Source organism: Sphingopyxis sp. (assembly GCF_965227415.1).
In the GTDB taxonomy this organism is placed as follows: domain Bacteria; phylum Pseudomonadota; class Alphaproteobacteria; order Sphingomonadales; family Sphingomonadaceae; genus Sphingopyxis.
In genome coordinates, this window is sequence record NZ_OZ245749.1 from 1269465 (window position 1) to 1286354 (window position 16890).

General features: G+C 64.5%; 17 protein-coding genes and 1 other RNA gene. 4 read left to right on the forward strand and 14 right to left on the reverse strand.

Translation table 11 applies throughout. The features are described 5' to 3' along the window. Positions 1-169 precede the first annotated feature (169 nt). A complete protein-coding gene (locus ACO055_RS06190; RefSeq protein ID WP_422061714.1) occupies positions 170-811 on the forward strand; it encodes a hypothetical protein in 642 nt (213 codons plus the stop codon). An 18-nt stretch (positions 812-829) separates the two neighbouring features. Here the strand turns inward: ACO055_RS06190 and ACO055_RS06195 are convergent, their stop codons facing one another. From ACO055_RS06195 to ACO055_RS06235, 9 genes are all read right to left on the reverse strand, one after another. Further along, positions 830-982, reverse strand: a complete 153-nt coding sequence (locus ACO055_RS06195) for a hypothetical protein (RefSeq protein WP_422061715.1) — start codon at positions 980-982, stop codon at positions 830-832. Positions 983-1059: 77 nt separating this feature from the next. After that, positions 1060-1454: RNase P RNA component class A (gene rnpB, locus ACO055_RS06200), an RNA gene on the reverse strand. Between the two features lie 38 nt (positions 1455-1492). Further along, positions 1493-2182 (reverse strand): N-acetylmuramoyl-L-alanine amidase, encoded by a 690-nt coding sequence (locus ACO055_RS06205; RefSeq protein ID WP_422061716.1) that lies wholly within the window; start codon positions 2180-2182, stop codon positions 1493-1495. A 67-nt stretch (positions 2183-2249) separates the two neighbouring features. Beyond that, entirely contained in the window at positions 2250-3122 is an 873-nt protein-coding gene (locus ACO055_RS06210; RefSeq protein ID WP_422061717.1) for a CheR family methyltransferase, read from the reverse strand. Further along, positions 3119-4210, reverse strand: a complete 1092-nt coding sequence (cheB, locus tag ACO055_RS06215; protein ID WP_422061718.1) for a chemotaxis-specific protein-glutamate methyltransferase CheB — start codon at positions 4208-4210, stop codon at positions 3119-3121. Before cheB ends, ACO055_RS06210 begins: the two co-directional genes overlap by 4 nt. Before the next feature lie 31 nt (positions 4211-4241). Continuing rightward, positions 4242-4616, reverse strand: coding sequence for a response regulator (locus ACO055_RS06220; RefSeq protein WP_422062430.1), 375 nt, complete (start codon positions 4614-4616; stop codon positions 4242-4244). A gap of 61 nt (positions 4617-4677) precedes the next feature. After that, complete coding sequence (locus ACO055_RS06225; RefSeq protein ID WP_422061719.1) at positions 4678-5115, reverse strand: chemotaxis protein CheW; 438 nt, start codon at positions 5113-5115, stop codon at positions 4678-4680. Beyond that, positions 5112-7499 (reverse strand): chemotaxis protein CheA, encoded by a 2388-nt coding sequence (locus ACO055_RS06230; protein ID WP_422061720.1) that lies wholly within the window; start codon positions 7497-7499, stop codon positions 5112-5114. The genes ACO055_RS06225 and ACO055_RS06230 overlap by 4 nt, the downstream gene beginning before the upstream one ends. A 112-nt stretch (positions 7500-7611) precedes the next feature. Continuing rightward, positions 7612-8253: a histidine phosphotransferase family protein gene (locus ACO055_RS06235; RefSeq protein ID WP_422061721.1), complete on the reverse strand. Its 642-nt coding sequence runs from the start codon at positions 8251-8253 to the stop codon at positions 7612-7614. Positions 8254-8406: 153 nt separating this feature from the next. Here ACO055_RS06235 and ACO055_RS06240 point away from each other — a divergent pair, with 153 nt between their 5' ends. From ACO055_RS06240 to mtgA, 3 genes are all read left to right on the forward strand, one after another. After that, a complete protein-coding gene (locus tag ACO055_RS06240; protein WP_422061722.1) occupies positions 8407-9363 on the forward strand; it encodes an RluA family pseudouridine synthase in 957 nt (318 codons plus the stop codon). A 77-nt stretch (positions 9364-9440) separates the two neighbouring features. Continuing rightward, a complete protein-coding gene (gene rpoH, locus ACO055_RS06245; RefSeq protein ID WP_422061723.1) occupies positions 9441-10343 on the forward strand; it encodes an RNA polymerase sigma factor RpoH in 903 nt (300 codons plus the stop codon). Between the two features lie 321 nt (positions 10344-10664). Continuing rightward, the gene (gene mtgA / locus ACO055_RS06250; RefSeq protein WP_422061724.1) at positions 10665-11372 is read left to right on the forward strand and encodes a monofunctional biosynthetic peptidoglycan transglycosylase; all 708 of its coding nucleotides are present in this window, start codon (positions 10665-10667) and stop codon (positions 11370-11372) included. An 81-nt stretch (positions 11373-11453) separates the two neighbouring features. Here the strand turns inward: mtgA and ACO055_RS06255 are convergent, their stop codons facing one another. From ACO055_RS06255 to aspS, 5 genes are all read right to left on the reverse strand, one after another. Next, positions 11454-11996, reverse strand: coding sequence for a J domain-containing protein (locus ACO055_RS06255; protein WP_422061725.1), 543 nt, complete (start codon positions 11994-11996; stop codon positions 11454-11456). A 256-nt stretch (positions 11997-12252) separates the two neighbouring features. Then, entirely contained in the window at positions 12253-13038 is a 786-nt protein-coding gene (locus ACO055_RS06260; RefSeq protein WP_422061726.1) for a polyphosphate kinase 2 family protein, read from the reverse strand. An 82-nt stretch (positions 13039-13120) separates the two neighbouring features. Beyond that, the gene (locus tag ACO055_RS06265) at positions 13121-14059 is read right to left on the reverse strand and encodes a hypothetical protein (RefSeq protein WP_422061727.1); all 939 of its coding nucleotides are present in this window, start codon (positions 14057-14059) and stop codon (positions 13121-13123) included. A gap of 57 nt (positions 14060-14116) precedes the next feature. Then, positions 14117-14992, reverse strand: a complete 876-nt coding sequence (locus ACO055_RS06270) for an alpha/beta fold hydrolase (RefSeq protein ID WP_422061728.1) — start codon at positions 14990-14992, stop codon at positions 14117-14119. A gap of 2 nt (positions 14993-14994) precedes the next feature. Continuing rightward, positions 14995-16776 carry an aspartate--tRNA ligase gene (aspS, locus tag ACO055_RS06275; protein ID WP_422062431.1) on the reverse strand — a complete coding sequence of 594 codons (1782 nt, stop codon included), beginning with the start codon at positions 16774-16776 and terminating at the stop codon, positions 14995-14997. Positions 16777-16890 lie beyond the last annotated feature (114 nt).

Genomic DNA, 16890 nt, shown 5'->3' on the forward strand with positions numbered 1-16890 from the left:
TCGCCTTTTCGTCGACGCTGCCGCGCGTCGATCACCAATCACAAGGCCATGGTGGCAGCGTAGGTCGCCCGCTTATTGTAGGAAAGCGCAATTTCGCTGTGAGCGCCGTCATTAACAACGGCATCAAGAACGCCTAGACAGGCCATCGATCGTCAGGACGGAGGGACATATGCGGATACTGGCATTGGCAGCGTTGGTGCTGGCGGCGGGCACGGCGCAAGCCGTGCAGCGCAACGCGGTGCCCGTCCTCAGCGACGCGGAAATCCAGGCAAATCTGAACGACGGCGAAGGGGTCGAAGGCCGGATCGACGGCGACCTCAACGGCGATGGCGATATCGACACCGCATATATCGTTCGCGGCGACGACAGCCGATCGCTGCACGTCCAGTTCGCGGCTCGCAGCGAGTTCGAACTCTATCACGAACCCGCCGGCACGCTCGCGCTCGACGCCTATCCGCTCGGCCCCGCCGAAATTGTGATCGCAAAAGGCGTGCTGGTCGTGACCGATCTGACCGGCGGCACGACCGCCATCCAGGCGACCTATCGTTTTCGTGGTGAAAAGGCGCGGCCGAAGATGCGGCTGATCGGGCTCGATGCAACGCTTTACAGCCGCACATACGCGCATGACGGCGCCGAGATGAGCTGGAACGTCCTGACCGGCAACGTCATCGCGACGACGATGAAACTCGTCGGAAGCGGCGAAAACGCGACCTATGACAAATCGGCCGTCAAGCGCTTCAAACGGCCGGTCAAAGCCTATTATATGGAGGACACGCCCGACGCCGACGCGACGCTGGGCATTGCATCGTAAGGCAAATAGCCGCGCGGCCTATTTCATCAGCGCGGGGATGATCCAGACCGCCGACATTACGATCACTGCCAGAATCAGCGAAATGACGAGGACATAGCGCACGCCCTGCCCCTTCACTCCGCCGCTCGCTTCGGTCTCGGTCACTTCGATATGGTCGTCGACGACGTGCATGGTTCGTCTCCTCTTCGGGGCCCGACCCTAGAACGCGGGCCGGCTGCACGCGGTTCCCGCGCGCGTGATGGGAGAGAAATGCCAGAGGGTCTGTAAGCCGGGTTCTGTCCACCCCGTTGCCGGGGATGGGCGATCATTCCTCTAGGCGTGCGGTTACCCGAACGCTCAAGCAGTCAACCCGGACAGCGGGGCCGGAACCAGCCCTGGATTGCTCCGTGCCATCCCTATTCGACCTTGCTCCCGGTGGGGTTTGCCGTGCCGCGTCCGTTACCGTCCGCGCGGTGCGCTCTTACCGCACCCTTTCACCTTTCGCCGGGCCGAAGCCTTTGGCGGTCTGCTCTCTGTGGCACTTTCCCTGAACCGGCCCGGGGGCCGACCCGCCGGACGTTATCCGGCACCGTGATTTCCGTGGAGCCCGGACTTTCCTCCCCCGGCAGGATACCCCACCGGCGGCGATCGCCCGACCCTCTGGCGCGAACGGGTATAGGCGCTGCGGCCGGATTTGACCAGTCAATTGCCCTCGGGCTGGGGCAGCAGCAGCGCGAGCAGGATCGCCCGGCATTCGCCGTCGATCGTGCCATCGATCAGCTCGGTGCGGAACCGGCGCTGAAACGCCACGGTCGCCGCAAATCCGTCGGTTACATCATAGCCGAAACGTTCGAGCGCGAGCAGAAATCCCGCGTCGGTCCATAAGGGATCGGTAAGCTTTTTGGTCGGACGCGGCAGCGCGAGGCGCCGGCGTGCGAGCTCTTCCCACGGGAACAGTTCACCAGGATCCTGCTTGCGCGTCGGCGCGACGTCCGAATGGCCGACGACATTGCCGCGCGTGATGGCGTGAGTGTCCTTGATCATATGGACAAGGCGGACGACCGAGGCGACCTGCGGATCGGGAAACGGCACATAGCCGAATTCATGCCCCGGATTGACGATCTCGATCCCGACGCTCGCCGAATTGATATCGCTGACCCCGCGCCAGTGCGACTTGCCCGCGTGCCATGCGCGCTTGTCCTCGGGCACCATATGCGTGATCTGGCCGTCCTCGCCGACCACATAATGCGCCGACACTTTTGCGTCGGGATCGGCAAGCCGATCAAGGGCTTCGGCGCCAGACTTCATGCCGGTGTAATGGAGCACGATCATCGAAACGGGCAGCGAACGCTCGTCGAAATTGGGAGACCAGCGTTCGATAAAATCGCTCATGCGCTCTGTGGGTCCGTCCTGTGCTTGCCTCAGCGTCGATTGCGCCAGCGGGGCGCAAAAAGCAAGGTCAGGCGGCGAGCGAGGGTGCGATCGGCGGACGGCGCACCTGCTGGTCGGCAGGCTCGTAAAGCCCGCGAAGCCGCGGGCTCGCGACGAACTGGTCGGTCTGGCCGAGCACCGTCTCGCCCGCCCCCAGAATCAGGAAGCTTTGCGGCGCCGCCATGGCGCGCAGGCGCGCGAACGCCTTTTGCCGCATCGGCAGCGAGAAATAGAGCAGCAGGTTGCGGCAGAAGATCAGATCGGCCGAACCCGCCAGCGGCGGCCGGTCGACAAGCATATTCTGCACCGAAAAGTCGATCCTGCGGCGCAGGTCCGCCTTCGCGAGCCAGCCGGCCTCGGTCTGGTCGAACCAGCGCACCATGCGCTGCACGGGCAGCCCGCGCTGGATTTCAAACTGGGTGTAAAGGCCGACGCGGGCACGGCTGATCGCATGATAGCTGACATCGGTGCCGACGACGTCGATCTGCCAGCCCGCCCATTTCACGTCCTGCTCGGCCAGCAGCATCGCCATCGAATAGGCTTCCTGTCCGGTCGACACGCCGCAATGCCAGATCGTGATCCGCCGCTGGTGCGCATTGACCTGTCGAATATGTTCGAGCGCGGTATTAGCTATATCATCGAACACGCTGTGTTCGCGATAGAAAAATGTCTCGTTGTTCAGCATCGCATCGACCGTGTCGTCGAGCAACTGGCGGCTGTTCGACGTGACCAGCGCGGCAACGAGCGCGTCGAGGTCGGCAATGCCGTGGCGTTGCATCACCGGCTTCAGCGACATTTCGATCCGCCAGATGCGGTTCGGCGACAGCGTCTGTCCGGTTCGCGATTCGAGCACGCCCATCAGCACGCGATAGGCCGATTCGCTGGCGCTCCCGCCCATCATGGCCGGCCGCGCCCCATGACATAGCTGCCGAGCATCAGGGCGATCGCGTCGGGGTTGAGCGTTGCGGCCGCAAGACCCGCCTTGGCCACGGCGCCGGGCATGCCCCAGATGACGCAGCTTTCGGGAGCCTGCGCAAAGATCGTACCGCCGGCCGCTTTCAGCCGCTCGGCCCCGTTCACGCCGTCACGCCCCATGCCGCTGAGCACGACGGCCACGGCGCCTGCGCCATAGACTTCCGCGACAGAGGCGAACATCGGGTCGGCCGAGGGGCAACAGCCATTCTCCGCGGGCCGGCGATCCAGTGCGATTTCGCGGCGGCGGCCGGTCGACACGATCGTCAGATGCGCGTCGCCGGGCGCGAGATAGATGTGGTTCGGCTCGACCGCCATCCCTGCTTCGGCGACGCGGACGCGACGCTTCGTCATCGTCGCGATCTGCTTGGCGTAAAATTCCATGAACGCGTCGGGCAGATGCTGGGTGAGCAGAATCGGCGCGGTAATGCGCGCGTCGAGGTGCGTGATGAAATTGGTGAAGGCGGGAATACCGCCGGTCGAAGCGGCAACCGCAATGCAGTCGAGCGCCTGGTCGGCGTCGACCGCGACCGGCGTCGGCGGAACCGGTGGACGATAGGCGACGCGCGTCGCCGCGGGAATCGCCAGTTGCTGGCCCAGCGACAGGATGCGTTCGGTCAATATTTCGGCGAAGCGACCCGAAAAACTGCCACGGCCGGGCTTGGCGAGCGTGTCGCTGGCGCCGAGCGCGAGTGCCTCGATCGCCGCCGGGCCGCCCTCGACGCAGTTCGACGAGAGGATCAGCACGCGCGCATTGGCGGCGCGGTCGAGAATGTGCGGCAGCGCGTCGATGCCGTTCATTCCCGGCATTTCGATATCGAGGACGACGACGTCGATCGGCTCGCGCGCGAGGACGGCAAGCGCGTCGTGCGCCGAGGCGACCGACGCACAGACCTGCAAGCCCGGGGTCTGGTCGACGATGCGTTCAAGGATGCTGCGGACGACAAGGCTGTCGTCGACAAGCATCACGCGAACGCTGCGTCCGACCGGCAGCTCGGCCCCGGCAGGGTCAGACATAAGGGGTTGCGGGCGGGCCATCGGCGGTGCCTCAGGCGACGCCGACGAGCTGCAACTTTCCTTCGAGCGTCTCGCGGTCGAACGGCTTCATCACATATTCGTCGGCGCCCGCCTCGATGGCGGCGCGAATATGGTCGATGCTGTTTTCGGTCGTACAGAAAACGACCCGCGGCCGCTCTTCGAACCCGAAATCCAGATCGTTGAAAGCGGTCAGGAACTCCATCCCGCTCATCACCGGCATGTTCCAGTCGAGCAGAATCACGTCAGGACGGTTGGCGCGGCAAAAGGTCAGCGCCTCTTGTCCGTCAGCCGCCTCATCGACAGAAAAAGACATACTTTCAAGAATATGTCGAGCGACCTTGCGAATGACTTTACTGTCATCGACGACCAGACAAGACTTCGACATCATTACCTCCGCACCCCGGTTTCGCATCATGCTAATCTGAAGGGGTATTCAGCTCGTTAATTCACGCCGCGTTCTTGGCGGGCAAAGTGATAAAATAGGATGGATCGACCACCAGAAGCGAATGGCCTTCATGTTCGATCATCGCTTCGGCCACGCGCGCCCAGCCGGGCAGCAACTTGCCGGTGATGCGCGTTTCGGGCGCATCGATGAAACAGACATCCTCGATCTCGTCGGCGAGCAGCGCATAGCCATGATCGGCGACGTCGACGACGACGACGCGCTGGCCCGGTGCGACCGGGACCGCGGGCAGGCCGACCACGACATGCGGATCGATCAGCGTGAACACACGGCTGCGCAGCGCGAAAAGCCCGGCAACATGCGGCGGCGCGGCCGGCACTTCGACCGGCGTGCCGACGGTAACGACCGAGTTGATCGACCGCGACCGCAGCGCCACGCGCGTGTCGGCGATCCGCGCGATCAGGTACAGCTTGTCCATCATCGACCGGCTCCCCCGACGCGGCGGCGGAGCGCATCGAGCAGCGCGCCACGATCGTAGCGATAGACGGTGTCGTCGTCGGGGCTGGCCGCCGCGACCGAAGCGCGCAAGCGGATCACCGGAACCTCGCCGCCGGCATGGGCGCACGCGCCATCGTCGCCGATGAGGCAGAGCAGAACGTCGGCGGTCTCTTCCGAGCTTTCTGCCACGACGCGGTAGCCCGCATTCTGCAAGATCGGGGCAAGGAAATTGCCGCCCCACCCGTCATGGTCGTCGGCGATCCGGCACACCGGCTGGCGCGCGGCGGGCGCGACGGCGCCACCCGAATATTGCTCCATCAGCCAGAAAGGATCGATCAGCTCGACCGGCTCGCCGCCGACGAGCACGACGCCCGCGATCAGGCCGGGCGCCGCGGCGGGCTGGACGAGTTCGGGCAGGCGCACGATGTCGATCACCGCGTCGATCGGATAGCAAAGCACCATATGGCCGTCGTTGAGACGAAGCAGCTTCAGCGCGCCCAGCTCGCCCGGAAGCGTGGAGGCGTGGACAGGGAAGATATCGTCGCCGATCTGTGCCTGGATCCGCCCGGCGCTTTCGAACAGCGCGAGCGCGGGAACTTCCTCGACGCGCTCGATCACCGACAGGCGGACGCCGCGCGTGCGCCCGTTGGTGTCGCGGAAGAGGAGGAGCTGCGCGGCGTTGCGCGCGGCGGCGGCGGCGGCTTCGGCCTCGACCGCCTGGTCCATCGTCCTGCCGGCTTCGGACGCATCGATCGCTGCCGCGGCCAATATGCCCTGGACGTCGAGCAACAGCACCGGACGCCCATTGTCGGGAAGCGTCGTGCCCGCATAGAGCCCGGTCGCCATGATGATCGGCGCGGCCGGCTTGATCACCAGTTCCTCATGGTCGTGGATCGCCGCAACGCTGAGCGCATAGCTTTGCCCCTGCCCCGGCCGGACCAGAACGAGCGCGCGGTCTTCAGGATCGTCGCGATGGTCTCGCGCGCGGCCAAGCATGGCCTCGAGACGGAGCAACGGGAATTGTTCGCCGCGCACCGTGACGATCTCGCCGCCGCCGACGCGCTCGGTACGCACGCTGTCGCTCGTCTCCAGAAGGATTTCGCGCACCGAGCCTCTGGGAATGGCAAAATATTGCCCCGCGGCGCGGACCATCAGGCCCGAGATGATCGTCAGCGTCATCGGCACGCGCAGCACGACGGCGAGCCCGCGTCCTTCTTCGTTGCGCAGTTCAACGATGCCGCCGATCTTCTCGACATTCGCCTTGACGATATCCATGCCGACGCCGCGCCCCGAAATCGAGGTGATCTTGGCAGCCGTCGAGAAACCGGGACGGAAAATGAGTTCAAACTTTTCCTTCGGCGTCAGCGCGCGCGCGTCGGCGGCCGACAGGATGCGCGATGACATGGCCTTTGCGACCAGCGCATCGGCCGACAGGCCGCGGCCATCGTCGCGCACTTCAATCTCGATCTGGTTGCCCGACTGGCGCGCCGAGACCGAGATGGTCGCGGTGGCGTCCTTGCCAGCGGCGACGCGGCCATCGAGACTCTCGATGCCATGGTCGATGGCGTTGCGAACGATGTGGATCAGCGGATCGCGGATATTTTCCATCATCTCGCGGTCGAGTTCGACTTCGCCGCCGCTGGTGGCGAAGCGGATTTTCTTGCCCAGATCCTTTGCAAGATCGCGAACGACGCGCGGCAACGGCGCGAACAGCTTGTCGATGCGCTGCATCCGCATCTGGCTGACCGACTGGCGCATTCCGGCAATCGAATCCGACAGCCGGTCGAACGAAGCGATCAGCGAAGGCGCAGCCCCCGAATCGCGCAGCATGCGCGCAAACTCGTTGCGCGCGAGAACGATGTCGGTGACGCCTGTCATCACGCTGTCGAGCAAGGGCAGCGGCACGCGGATCGAGCGCCAGCCCTGAAGGTCGGCCGCCAGATCGTCATCGCGGCGAAGCATGATCTCGCTCGTCTTGGCCGGCGCACCGCCAACGTCTTCGGCAATGGAGAGCGCCGAAATCACGTCGTTGTCGTCGCCGGCAGGCTCGATGCCCTTCTTGCCGAGGATATCGCTGAGCTGGGTCAGGCGGTCGATGATCCCGAGCACGCCGGTCACCAGCGCGGCGTCGGCGGGGCGGTTGCCGCGGCGCACCTGGTCGAGCGCATCCTCCGCAGCATGCGACAGCGCGGTGATGCGCGGCAGCGACAGGAAGCCCGAGCTGCCCTTGATCGTGTGGACGAGGCGAAAAATCGCGTCGAGCTGCGCCCGGTCGGCAGGATCCGCTTCCCACGCGACCAGCGCCCCGCCAGCCTTGGCAAGGATTTCCGCCGTTTCGGCCAGAAAATCGTTCAGCAAATCGTCCATTACGGTACCGGTGCGCCCCAAAATCTCGGGATCACAATGGCCGACAATGGTTAATGGAGGGTTTGCTCTTGGGAGAATCCGGAAGGAAAAAAGGGCTGCCGAACTTGGCCTGCTACCCGCCCCTGAGAACCGCTCCGACGAGCAAGGACGTCGGCGTTTCTCGCGCCAGCATGACGGTGCCGTCGTTCTGCTTCGCGACCGCCTGAACGAGCACCGCCGGCGCAGTGCGCGACGTCATCGGACTGGCGCCCTCGCCCTCGGCCAATATCCGCTCGACGTCGGCGTCGAGGAAGATCCGGTCGGCCTCGACGTGCAGCGCGATTTCGATGCCGTCGCCCTGATTTTCGCAACCGATGTCGAGCCTGCCGCCGCGCACCAGCGCATCGACGAGCAGCAGCGACAGGTTGAGGATGATCTTCACCGCGGGCTTCGGCATCGGATCGCCGCCGATCATCCAGTTCAGGTCGATCGCGCGGTCGCCGATAATCCCCTGGATTGCCGATTTCGCTTCATCGGCGGGCACAAGGTCGCCGAAACCGCCCGCCGATCCAAAGGCAAGGCGGAAGAATTTGAGCTTGTTCGCCGATGTCCGCGCGCTCTGTTCGAGCAAGTCGATACAGCGCGCACGCATTTCGGGGTCTTTTTCGTCTGCCAGCAGTTCGAGTCCGTTGGCGAAGGCGCCGACCGGGCTGAGCAAATCATGGCAAAGGCGCGACGCCAGCATGGAAGCGAAATCGACGCGATCGTCGGACATGGATCGATGCACTCCCCGCAGACCGGACCTTTCCAGCTCGCGCTCGCTCCCTAAGGCACGGACATGGTTAAGAGCAAGCGCGATGAGCCAGACCCGACCGTCTTCGTCACCCCGCCACTTGAAATTCGGCGTCCGAAAACCACATTCCGGTCAATGTTGGGGGACGACGAAATACTGACTGTGACGCTTTCGGACAGCGCGGACGGGCTACGCCTCGACCGGGCGCTCGCCGAAGCGCTCCCCGATCTTTCGCGCGAACGATTGAAGACGCTGATCAAGGGCGGCCGCGTCACCGACGCCGCCGGGACGGTCCTGTGGGACCCCTCGGCCAAGGCGGCGGCGGCGGCAAAGCTTGCGGTCCGCCTCCCCGCTCCCGCTCCAGCGCACAATGTCGCGCAGGATATGGGCCTCGTCATCGCTTATGAGGACGAGCATCTGATCGTCATCGACAAGCCGACGGGGATGGTCGTCCACCCCGCGGCGGGCAATCTCGACGGGACGATGGTCAACGCGCTGCTCCATCATTGCGCCGGGCAGTTGTCGGGGATCGGCGGCGTCGCGCGCCCCGGCATCGTCCACCGGATCGACAAGGACACCAGCGGGCTGATCGTCGCGGCAAAGCATGACAAGGCGCATGAAGGGCTCGCAAAACAGTTCGCTGCGCACAGCATCGACCGCCGCTACATCGCGATCGCCGCCGGGCGGCCGATGCCCGCGAGCGGCACGATCGACGCCGCGCTCGGCCGATCGAGCACGAACCGCAAGAAGATGGCGGTCGTCGCCGAGGGCCGCGGCAAGCATGCGATCACGCACTATCGGACGATCGAGCCGCTGAAGAATGCGACGCTGGTCGAATGCCGGCTCGAAACCGGGCGCACGCATCAGGTGCGCGTGCATATGGCGCATATCGGCCATCCGCTCGTCGGCGATCCGGTCTATGGACGCGCCAAAAAGCCGCTGTCCGAAACATTAAAAGCCCGTAATTTCGTGCGTCAGGCGTTGCACGCTGCCCATTTGGGCTTTATTCATCCGGTGACCGGTAACAGGATCGCGCTCGACAGCGAACTCCCCGCGGACATGCGGGAACTGATCGATGAACTGCGTGTTTAAGTTTCGAATGAAAATCTATCTCGACCGCAGGGACCAACCGCGGCATATTTCTCCTCTGAATAATTAGGGAAGACGCAATGGCTAACAAAAGCAATGTTCCGGCAACGGTGCCCGCGCTCGGCGGTGAGGCGAGCCTGAACCGCTATCTGGCCGAGATCCGCAAATTTCCGCTTCTGACGCCCGAGCAGGAATATATGCTCGCCAAGCGTTTCCAGGAGCATGGCGACAATGAAGCTGCGGCGCAGCTCGTGACGTCGCACCTCCGCCTCGTCGCAAAGATCGCGATGGGCTATCGCGGCTATGGCCTGCCCGTCAGCGAGCTGATCAGCGAAGGCAATATCGGCCTGATGCAGGGCGTGAAGAAGTTCGACCCCGAACGCGGCTTCCGCCTCGCCACTTATGCGATGTGGTGGATTCGCGCCTCGATCCAGGAATTCATTCTCCGCTCGTGGAGCCTCGTGAAGATGGGGACGACCGCGGCGCAGAAGAAGCTGTTCTTCAACCTTCGCCGAATGAAGAACAGCCTCGAAGCCTTCGAGGACGGCGACCTCAGCCCAGAACATCTGACCAAGATCGCGACCGACCTTGGCGTGACCGAGGAAGAAGTCACCAGCATGAACCGCCGCATGGCGATGGGCGGCGACACGTCGCTCAACGTCCCGATGGGCGAGGATGGCGACAGCCAGTGGCAGGATCTGCTCGGCGACGAAGGCCCGTTGCAGGACGAACGCGTCGCCGAGGCCGAGGAACGCGATGTGCGGCACTCGCTGCTGAACGAAGCGCTCGAAACGCTGAACGAGCGCGAACGTCATATCCTGACCGAACGCCGCCTGACCGACGACCCCAAGACGCTCGAGGATCTGAGCCAGGTCTATGACGTCAGCCGCGAGCGCGTGCGCCAGATCGAAGTGCGCGCGTTCGAAAAGCTGCAAAAGGCGATGCTGAAGCTCGCGGGCGACCGGCGGCTGATCAACGCCTGAGCCGGGCATCCCCCTGCGTCACCCCGGACGTGATCCGGATATATCCCATTGGAGCAAGTATGTGGTCCCCCGCGCAGGCGGGGGTCCAAGCTTCGACGCGAAGCGTCGAAGGGCGCGCTGCCGCACGCGCGCCTTTCCTTGTCGCTGGACCCCAGCCTTCGCGGGGGCACACCCATTCCCTGTCCCCGTGGGATAATCGCCGACGTGATCCGGGGTCCATTCGGCGCCGTCGCGATGGACCCCGGATCATGTCCGGGCTGACGATTATTTTATCCATCATCCCGGCTTGCCACCTGCCCACGAGCGGCTAGTTTGCGCTTCATGGCAACCCAATCGCGCGCGAAGAGGCGCAAGCTCCCCTGGTATCTGCGGCCGTTCAAATGGCTGCTGTGGTTCATCCTCCTCTCGGTCGTGTGGGTCGCGATTTATGCCGTCGTGCCGCCACCGGTGACGATCACCATGCTGACCGACGGCAACGGGATCACCAAGGACTGGACCAGCCTTTCGGGCATCGACCGCAATATGGTGCGCGCGGCGATCGCGGCCGAGGATGGCAAATTCTGCAGCCACGACGGCTTCGACCGCGAAGCGATCGAACAGGCGATCGAGCGCAACGCCAAGGGCAAAAGGATGCGCGGCGGATCGACGATCAGCCAGCAGACCGCCAAGAATGTCTTCTTGTGGCAGGGCAGCGGCTGGACCCGCTATATCCGCAAGGTGCCCGAGGTGTGGTTCACGTTCCTGATCGAAAAGATCTGGGGCAAGCGGCGGATCATGGAAGTCTATCTGAACGTCGCCGAGACCGGGCTTGGCACCTATGGCGTCGAAGCCGGAGCGCAGCGCTATTTCAGACATGGCGCGGGCAAGCTGACCCCCGCCGAAGCGGCGCGCATCGCCGCGATCCTGCCGCTGCCCAAGAAGCGCGAAGCGGTGAGCCCGTCCGGCTTCACGCGGCGCTACGGCAATTCGATCCGCGCGCGGATCGGCGTGGTCGGGCGCGACGGGCTGGATCGGTGTATTTACAAGTAAAGCTGTTCGGGGTGGCGAAGGGAAAAATCCTCCCCGAAACGGTGAGGATTTGGAGTGTCGGCTTTCAGTCGCTTGCGGCCACTAAGCCCCGGCCGGCTTCCAGGTCTTCCGCTCTTCGGCCTGCTTCAGCACCTCGAACGCCGCCTGCCCCGCCGCGAAACGCTTGGCGGCATTGGCGTCGCCCGGCTTCACATCGGGATGCGTTTCCTTGGCGAGCGCGCGCCAGGCTTTCTTGACCGTTTCGAAATCGGCGTCGGGTTCAAGGTCGAGGATTTCGAGCGCGCGCATCTCGTCTGCGCTGCGGCTGCCGTCGCCCGATCCGCCCCACGCATAATGCTGCGCGCGGGCATAGCTGCGCGCACCGCGTGCCTCGTCGGCGGCGCGTTCGGCGGCATCTTCGGCGCTCAATCCTTCGAAATAGTCCCATCCACGATTATATTCGGCGGCATGGGTTTCGCAGAAATACCAGCGGTCGGGGCTGTTCGGTGACTTGGGCGCCGGGCAGTTGCCGGCGTTGGTGCAACCATGGCGGTCGCACAGGCGAACCTTCTGCGCCTCGTTGCTCGAACCATAGGGGCGCCAGCGGGGAAAACCCCAGTCATCGGATCTCTTGGCGCGGCTCATTCCACCCCATGTAGCGACTGGGCCGCGGATTGGCTAGGCGGCGGGGCGCAAAAGCCCATAAAAAGGGCTTTCCTACAATATTCGATCATGCCAGCCTTGCGCTTCGGCTCTTTGCCATCGTCGATCATCCCGAACATTTGCGCAGCTGCCCGCCCCAGCGGCGTAAAGCCACAAAGGACACACTTCGGACACGCCCGTCCGTGTCTTTTGTGGCTTTAGGACTCAAATCCTCCCTGTCACGCAGCGAAGGGGAGGATCAGTCCTTGGGCGAAAACCCGAACGCCTTGTGCGCCAGTTTGACCACCGCAGGGTCGAGTTCGGGCGGCGTCATCGGAACCGCAGCCTCCAGCACCTCGATGATATGTGTCAGTGCCGCAATGCGCGCGGCCTTCTTGTTGTTGCCGTCGATCACCTTCCACGGCGCCCAGCGCGTGTCGGTCTGCTCGAACATCTCTTCCATCGCCGCGAGATAATCCTTGCGCTTCGACCGGTTGCGATAGTCGTCGGCGCCGGTCTTCCATCGCTTCCACGGATCGTTCAGCCGGTCGGCGAAACGCTCGTCCTGTTCCTTCTGGGTGATGTGGACGAACAGCTTGACCAGGTTCGTGCGGTTGCCGGTCAGCTGCGCCTCGAACTCGTTGATCTCGTCATAGCCCTTGCGCCATTCGGCCTCGGTCGCATAGCTCTCGACCCGCTCGACCAGGACGCGGCCGTACCAGCTGCGGTCGAAGATCGCGATTTCGCGGGTTCCCGGCAGGCGCTTCCAGAAACGCCAGAGAAAATGGCGCGATTTTTCCTCGTCGGTCGGGGCGCTGATCGGCCAGACCTCGAAATAGCGGGGGTCGAGCGACGCGGTCAGCCGCTGGATGATGCCGCCCTTCCCTGCGGCGTCCCAACCCTCGAGCATGATGACGCTGCGCTGGCCATGCGTGATGTGTGCGGCCTGCAACCGCTCGATCCGCTCCTCCAGCGCCACGATGTCCTTGGCATAGTCGCCGCCATATTTGGCGCCGGCTTCATAGTCGGAGAGCGAGATGGTCATGCCGCCATCCTAGCCAAGCGGACGCGCCGGACCAAGCGCGCGATGTGTCCGGTTCCGGCACAACAATGGGCCCGGCGCTGGCTCAGTTTACGCCCATCAGCCGCTTGCGCGCATCCCAGTCGGCGAGCGCGCGGCGATGGCGTTCGATGCGCGCCAGCCCCTCGCCAATGTCGCGGTTCTTCGAGCCGAGCCGCTGCGCCTGTCCGTACCAGTCGGTGGCGGCGTCGAAGTCGCGGCCCATCTCGGCGCAAAGACCCAGATTGAAGGCAAGCGCCGCGGTCGGCTCTGCTCCGCTCGTCAGGCTTGCCCAGGTGGCGCAGGCAGCCGCCGGATCGCTCTTCGTCAGGCGGATCGCTTCCTTGAAGCTTTCCGATGCCGGCTTGGACAGGCCTTTGCGGTTCTCGTCGACGCGCACGTCGAGATTATACCCCGTCGGCGCGAGATCGCGGCGGATGGCCTGCACCTGATCCTTCTGCGCCCAGTCGATATAGTCGTCGACCGTGCGCGACGCCGAGCGGTCGGGGCAATATGTCTGCTGGTCGCGGGCGTTCAGAGGGCGCGTGTAGCGGATCGTTCCGTCCTGGATCGCGACGAGCCGCGCCGTGGTCGCAACGCTGATCGTGCGGCGGCGGCAGCGGATATCGACCTCGATCTCTTTCACGCACTTGTTCTTGTCGGCCGGGTCATACTCGGTGCACTTCTTGCGCTTTTCGGTCACCGGCACCTCGTCGACGCTCGCCCGCGTCGTGCCGGTCAGCAAGCCGTCGATCGGCGCGCCCGATTCGGGGGCGACGATGCGGTAATAGGACAGGCCGGCAAAGCGGGCGTCGCCAAGCGCGGCCTCCAGTCGCTGCGCAAAAGCCGAACCATCCTCGCCCTCGAAACGGTCGACCGACAGGCGGAGCAGATCATTGACGTTGGCCGCAGCCGGATCGCTGCCACTGATCGGAAGCGTCTCCGCAACGGCAGGCGTGCCCAGGCACAGCAAAGTCGCAGCAAACAGCGGACGCAGCGTGCGCATGAAATTCACCCCCCGATCAATGACCCCGCGACGGGCTATCGCAGCGTGGCCAGGCTGTCAAAGCGCCGTGGCGATGAGGTCGGCGACGCGCTGCGGCGCTTCCATCGGGATAAAGTGGCTGAGCTCGGCCCATTGCTCGTCGCGAACGGCGCCCAATCTGGCGCCGAGGCCGGGCCAGGTCGGGCTGACCGAGAAGTCGAGATTGCTCGTGCGGTCGCCGCTGCGGGCGCGGATGACGGTCGACGGCGCGGTGATGCCGTCCAGCCAGACATAGGGGTCGGTATGCGCCGCGCCGAGATAGACCGACGCTTCGAGCCGCGGGGGACAGGCAAGCTCCCACCCCTCCCCGTCGGCGGCGGCGAGCAGACCGTAATAGCAATAGTCGGCGAGCACTGCGGGCTGCCAATGCGCATAGGGCGGGCGCTCCGCGAAGCTTGCAAGCATGGCTTCCCAGCCATCCCAACGATTGCGGCGGCGCGATACCGGATGCTCGGACGGATCGGCGATCGGCTGACCCGCGGCATGGGCATAGAAGACCGGGTCCATGATCACCGGGTCGATCAGGAAGACATGCCCGAACGCACCGGGCCGCTCGGCCGCAAGGCGGCTCAGCACATAGCTGCCCATGCTGTGTCCGCAGCCGACGAGCGGATGGCCTGCAAAACGGTCGACGACCGGCAGAAGCGCTGCGCTGGTTTCCGACCAATCGGAGAGCGAGGCGGGCTTGGCACTCCGGCCGTGGCCCAGATGGTCGGGCGCGACGACATGCGTGCCCGCAGGCAGCGCCGCGACGACCTGATCCCACAAGCGCGCGTGAAAGCCGGTGGCGTGGAGAAGCAGGACCGACGGCCCCGCTCCCTGCTCGCCCCACTCAAACCAGCAGATTTCGCCTTCCGGCGTCTCCAGCCGGTGCTCGCGCGGCTGACCGGTCACGCTCAGCCCTTCGGGCCGTCCACGATGCGGATACTCAGTTCCTTGAGCTGCTTGTCGCTGACCGGCGCCGGCGCGCCCATCATCAGGTCTTCGGCTTTCTGGTTCATCGGAAAGACGACGACTTCGCGGATATTGGGTTCGTCGGCGAGCAGCATCACGATGCGATCGACGCCCGGCGCCGAACCGCCGTGCGGCGGCGCGCCATATTTGAACGCGTTGATCATGCCCGCGAAATTGCTGTCGACGTCGGCCTGCGAATAGCCCGCGATCTCGAACGCCTTGTACATGATGTCGGGACGGTGGTTCCGGATCGCGCCCGACGACAGTTCGACGCCGTTGCAGACGATGTCATACTGCCATGCAAGGATATCGAGCGGATCCTTGGTTTCCAGCGCTTCGAGCTCGCCCTGCGGCATCGAGAAGGGATTGTGGCTGAAATCGATCTTGCCCGTGTCTTCGTCGGCTTCGAACATCGGGAAATCGACGATCCAGCACATCTCGAATTTGCTGGGGTCGATCAGGTCGAGCTGCTCGGCAACGCGGGTGCGTGCGAAGCCGGCAAGCTTCGCGGCGGTCGCTTCCTTGCCCGCGGCGAAGAACAGGCCGTCGTCGGGACCGGTGCCGAGTTCGGCAGCAAGGGCGTCCATCTTGTCGGTGCCGTGGTTCTTGGCGATCGGGCCGCCCCACTCGCCGCCCTTGCGCGTCGCATAGCCCAGACCCGCGAAACCCTCGCCCTGCGCCCAGCTGTTCATGTCATCGAAGAATTTGCGGCTCTTCTCCGCGGTCGCCGGCGCGGGGATTGCGCGCACAACGTCGCCCGCCGCGACAATATCGGCGAAGCGGCCGAAGCCCGAGCCGGCAAAGTGCGACGAAACGTCAGTGATGATCAACGGGTTGCGCAGATCGGGCTTGTCGTTGCCGTACTTCAGCATCGAATCGCGGTACGGAATACGGGGGAACGAACCTGCGGGAGTCACCGACTTGCCGTTGGCAAACTCCTCGAACACGCCCGCCAGCACAGGCTCGATCGCGTTGAACACATCGTCCTGCGTCACGAAGCTCATCTCGAAGTCGAGCTGGTAGAATTCACCGGGCGAACGGTCGGCGCGCGCATCTTCGTCGCGGAAGCATGGCGCGATCTGGAAATAGCGGTCGAACCCGGCGACCATCAGCAGCTGCTTGAACATCTGCGGCGCCTGCGGCAGCGCATAGAATTTGCCGGGATGGACGCGGCTGGGCACCAGATAGTCGCGCGCGCCCTCGGGCGACGAAGCGGTCAGGATCGGCGTCTGATATTCGGTGAAACCCTGGTCGACCATGCGGCGACGGAGCGACGCGATCACGTTCGAGCGCAGCAGGATATTGGCGTGCAAGCGCTCGCGACGCAGATCGAGGAAACGATATTTCAGGCGGATATCCTCGGGATATTCCTGCTCACCGGCGACCGGCATCGGCAGTTCGGCGGCGGCCGACTGCACCGATACATCGCGCGCGCGCACTTCGATTGCGCCGGTAGGGAGGTTCGCATTGACCGTCTCGGCCGAGCGCGCAACGACGTCGCCGGTGACCGTCACGACGCTTTCGGAACGCAGGCCGTCGAGGATCGCGAAGGCAGGATCGCTGCTGTCCGCGACGATCTGCGTCAGGCCATAATGGTCGCGAAGGTCGACGAACAGCAGCCCGCCATGATCGCGCTTGCGATGCACCCAGCCCGACAGGCGGACATTCTGGCCGACGGTCTCGGCGCGAAGCTGGCCGCAGTTATGGGTGCGATAGGCGTGCATTTTCTCGTCTTTCAATGTCCGGGAAGGCGCGCCCGAAAAACGCGCCGATATGGCCGCGCCTAAGGCAGCGCGGCGCACCATTTGTCAAGGGTGAAGGGCCGATTTGACGCTGTG

Bases quoted from the DNA above. Each gene is read 5' to 3' on its own strand.
- ACO055_RS06190 (WP_422061714.1), top strand. From the start codon at position 170: ATGCGGATACTGGCATTGGCAGCGTTGGTGCTGGCGGCGGGCACGGCG.
- ACO055_RS06195 (WP_422061715.1), bottom strand. From the start codon at position 982: ATGCACGTCGTCGACGACCATATCGAAGTGACCGAGACCGAAGCGAGC.
- ACO055_RS06205 (WP_422061716.1), bottom strand. From the start codon at position 2,182: ATGAGCGATTTTATCGAACGCTGGTCTCCCAATTTCGACGAGCGTTCG.
- ACO055_RS06210 (WP_422061717.1), bottom strand. From the start codon at position 3,122: ATGATGGGCGGGAGCGCCAGCGAATCGGCCTATCGCGTGCTGATGGGC.
- cheB (WP_422061718.1), bottom strand. From the start codon at position 4,210: ATGTCTGACCCTGCCGGGGCCGAGCTGCCGGTCGGACGCAGCGTTCGC.
- ACO055_RS06220 (WP_422062430.1), bottom strand. From the start codon at position 4,616: ATGTCGAAGTCTTGTCTGGTCGTCGATGACAGTAAAGTCATTCGCAAG.
- ACO055_RS06225 (WP_422061719.1), bottom strand. From the start codon at position 5,115: ATGATGGACAAGCTGTACCTGATCGCGCGGATCGCCGACACGCGCGTG.
- ACO055_RS06230 (WP_422061720.1), bottom strand. From the start codon at position 7,499: ATGGACGATTTGCTGAACGATTTTCTGGCCGAAACGGCGGAAATCCTT.
- ACO055_RS06235 (WP_422061721.1), bottom strand. From the start codon at position 8,253: ATGTCCGACGATCGCGTCGATTTCGCTTCCATGCTGGCGTCGCGCCTT.
- ACO055_RS06240 (WP_422061722.1), top strand. From the start codon at position 8,407: ATGTTGGGGGACGACGAAATACTGACTGTGACGCTTTCGGACAGCGCG.
- rpoH (WP_422061723.1), top strand. From the start codon at position 9,441: ATGGCTAACAAAAGCAATGTTCCGGCAACGGTGCCCGCGCTCGGCGGT.
- mtgA (WP_422061724.1), top strand. From the start codon at position 10,665: ATGGCAACCCAATCGCGCGCGAAGAGGCGCAAGCTCCCCTGGTATCTG.
- ACO055_RS06255 (WP_422061725.1), bottom strand. From the start codon at position 11,996: ATGAGCCGCGCCAAGAGATCCGATGACTGGGGTTTTCCCCGCTGGCGC.
- ACO055_RS06260 (WP_422061726.1), bottom strand. From the start codon at position 13,038: ATGACCATCTCGCTCTCCGACTATGAAGCCGGCGCCAAATATGGCGGC.
- ACO055_RS06265 (WP_422061727.1), bottom strand. From the start codon at position 14,059: ATGCGCACGCTGCGTCCGCTGTTTGCTGCGACTTTGCTGTGCCTGGGC.
- aspS (WP_422062431.1), bottom strand. From the start codon at position 16,776: ATGCACGCCTATCGCACCCATAACTGCGGCCAGCTTCGCGCCGAGACC.